The organism is Pantoea sp. 18069 (assembly GCF_902706035.1).
In the GTDB taxonomy this organism is placed as follows: domain Bacteria; phylum Pseudomonadota; class Gammaproteobacteria; order Burkholderiales; family Burkholderiaceae_C; genus Comamonas.
Window position 1 is genome coordinate 1 of record NZ_CACSJA010000091.1, and the last position, 1,067, is coordinate 1,067.

1 protein-coding gene is annotated in these 1,067 nt (G+C 69.1%); it reads left to right on the forward strand.

The annotated features are described in order from the left end of the window. Positions 1 to 1,067: aldehyde dehydrogenase family protein (locus tag GVL12_RS25685; RefSeq protein ID WP_159918381.1), on the forward strand; the 1,067-nt coding region annotated here is incomplete at both ends.

The following is a 1,067-nucleotide window of genomic DNA, read 5'->3' on the forward strand; positions in this document are numbered from 1 at the left end:
GCGGGTGAATGCCTGCGCCTGGCCGGCGAGACCCTGCCGTCGGTGCGCCCGGGCATAGGCGTGGAGATCACGCGCGAGCCCGTGGGTGTGGTCGGCCTGATCACGCCCTGGAATTTCCCCATCGCGATTCCCGCGTGGAAGATCGCGCCCGCGCTGGCCTTCGGCAACTGCGTGGTCCTGAAGCCCGCCGATCTGGTGCCGGGGAGTGCCTGGGCGCTGGCCGACATCATCCACCGCTCGGGCATTCCCGCGGGCGTGTTCAACCTGGTCATGGGCCCGGGCCGCGTGATCGGCGAGGCCCTGGTGCAGCATGCCGACGTTGCCGCGATCAGCTTCACCGGCTCGGTGGGCGTGGGCCGGGGCATTGCCGCGGCCTGCGTGGCCAGCGGCAAGAAAGTGCAGCTGGAGATGGGCGGCAAGAACCCGCAGGTGGTGCTTGACGACGCCGACCTGAACCAGGCCGTCGAGCTGTCGGCGCAAAGCTGCTTTTACTCCACGGGCCAGCGCTGCACGGCGTCCAGCCGCCTGATCGTGACCGACAAAATTTACCCGGCCTTCATCGAAGCGCTGCAGGCGCGCATGGCAAGGATCAAGGTCGGCGATGCGCGTGCCGCGGGCACCGACATCGGCCCCGTGGTCAGCCAGGCGCAGCTGGAGCAGGACCTGAGCTATGTGGAAATCGCCCAGGCCGAAGGCGCGGTGCTGGCCGCGGGCGGCGCGCGCGTGGCCTGCCATACGGGCAGCGCGAAGGATGGTTTCTTCATGCAGCCCGCGCTGTTTGTCGATTCCACGCCGGCCATGCGCATCAACCGCGAGGAAGTGTTCGGCCCCGTGGCCAGCGTGATCCGCGTGCGCGACTATGAAGAGGCGCTGGCCGTGGCCAACGACACGCCGTTCGGCCTGGCCGCGGGCATTGCCACGAGCAGCCTCAGGCACGCCACGCACTTCAAGCGCCACAGCCAGGCGGGCATGGTGATGGTGAACCTGCCCACGGCAGGCGTGGACTACCACGTGCCGTTTGGCGGGCGCAAGGGTTCGAGCTACGGTCCGCGCGAGCAGGGCCGTTA